Here is a 1,723-nt window from a genome sequence, read left to right as displayed (position 1 = left end):
GCAACTGCCGCACGTGGCCGTGGTGAACGTGCGCAGGAACGATCCGAGCGTCGAGGCGCGTACACGCTGGTGAACAGCGACCGCATGCCACCGTGTCGGGCGATGTCGAGGTCGTCGATGCTGTCCGCGCCGGCGAGCATCGCCGCGACGATCGTGGCGAGCTTGCCCGCGGGGTTCGACCCCTTGTCCGTCGGCAGCCGGACCCGGCCGGCGACCGCGTCGTGCAGGCCGACCTGATCGGCCAGGCGCATCACCGGCACGAGCCCGGCGCACGACACGAGATTCGGATCGTCGAACGTTGCGCGCACGACTGGCGTGTCTTGGCGTAATCTCACCTGCGAGGTGCCCTCTCGAACCGGTGGAATAGAAGCGTCGTAACTCCTATCCTCCCAGTTCAGAGGGCACTTTCTATATCGGCACGCCGCCACCCATCAACATTCATCGGTGGATCGAGGCTCAGGCCTCTGGGGAGGCGGCAGATCTCCGATCCCTTCCATCTACCCGACCGGTGCGTGGCGTCGGAACTTGTCGGACCTGGCCTCTATCCTCGGTCGAGTGGACTCCGTCGTGAAGGACTTCTTCGTCTCCTACACCTCCGTCGACAAGGCGTGGGCCACTTGGATCGCATACATCCTCGAAGCCGACGGCCACACGGTGACGATCCAGGAGTGGGACTTTCGGCCCGGCAGCAACTTCGCCGTGGAGATGGACAAGGCCCTCAAGCAGTGCCCACGCATGATCGCTGTGCTCTCACCGGCATATCTCAAGGCCCAGTTCCCGACCCCGGAGTGGACTGCCGTGTTCGCCACTGATCCGGAAGGCGCGAAGAACGCTCTCGTGCCGATCATGGTGGAGGAATGCCAGCCGACGGGCCTACTCAGCCAGGTCGTCCAGATCCGAATCCAGGGAAAAGACGAGGACACCGCGCGCAAGATGGTCCTCGAAGGCGTCCGGCGTGAGCGCAACAAGCCCACCATGCCGCCGCCGTTCCCCGGTCCGTCGGCGACCGTCTCGAACCCGCCCGCATCAGTTGCCCCGTTTCCCGTGGCTGAGAAGGCGCCTGGGCGGGTGCCTGCCGGCAGACTGCGATGGCAGAACCCGGCACCGCCGATCACGGTGTCTTGGCACCGCGACCTTGATCCGATGCACGGACGTCAAGGCCGACAGGGCGCAGCAGCAGTCGAGGTGCACTTGGCCTTCTCGGGGGAAGATGCCCGGGTACAGGTCAGCGAGTTAAGCGACCTCAAGGACCAACTACCCAACCACGGGCGCCAGACCGGGATCTTCAACCGGCTCGAAGCGCTGGAATCCCATTCCGACGCCACTCTCGCTCGGGTGACTGGTGGCGGCTGGGACAACGCGAAGGGCATGGCAGTGACGCGTTCCGGCCAGCGGTCGACATGGGCGCCGCTTCCTCGCGGATCCATCGGCGCCCTGATCGACGTCGAGCACCTCATTGGTCAGGTCGCCAGCATGCTCGACGCCTTGACCGCCCTCGACCTGCCGCACGGTTCGCTGGTGATCCCAGCGATCGGTCTCGACCCCGCGACCATGATCTCCTACGGCAGCGTCGCCAAACCCGGCAACACCGCAGTCCTCGGCTTCGGCCAAACCGAACACATCCACGTCAATCCCGACGAGGCCATCGAGTACGACGCGGTTGTCACCCGCTCCGCCGACGTCGCGGCGGAACTCGTGGCCCGCCTCATTGCCGACCATCGGG

1 protein-coding gene and 1 pseudogene are annotated in these 1,723 nt (G+C 65.6%); one reads left to right on the top strand and one right to left on the bottom strand.

Annotated features, from left to right (window positions below; genetic code table 11):
• Window positions 1-251: pseudogene (locus DMB66_RS58715) on the bottom strand (IS1380 family transposase); the annotation flags it as partial.
• A 304-nt stretch (window positions 252-555) separates the two neighbouring features.
• Between DMB66_RS58715 and DMB66_RS58710 the strand changes: the two are divergent.
• Window positions 556-1,723, top strand: a 1,168-nt coding sequence (locus DMB66_RS58710) for a toll/interleukin-1 receptor domain-containing protein (protein ID WP_158647726.1), incomplete at its 3' end; no start/stop codon positions are given.

The sequence above is a fragment of the Actinoplanes sp. ATCC 53533 genome, from assembly GCF_003947245.1.
This window is presented reverse-complemented; position numbering and strand designations above follow the sequence as displayed.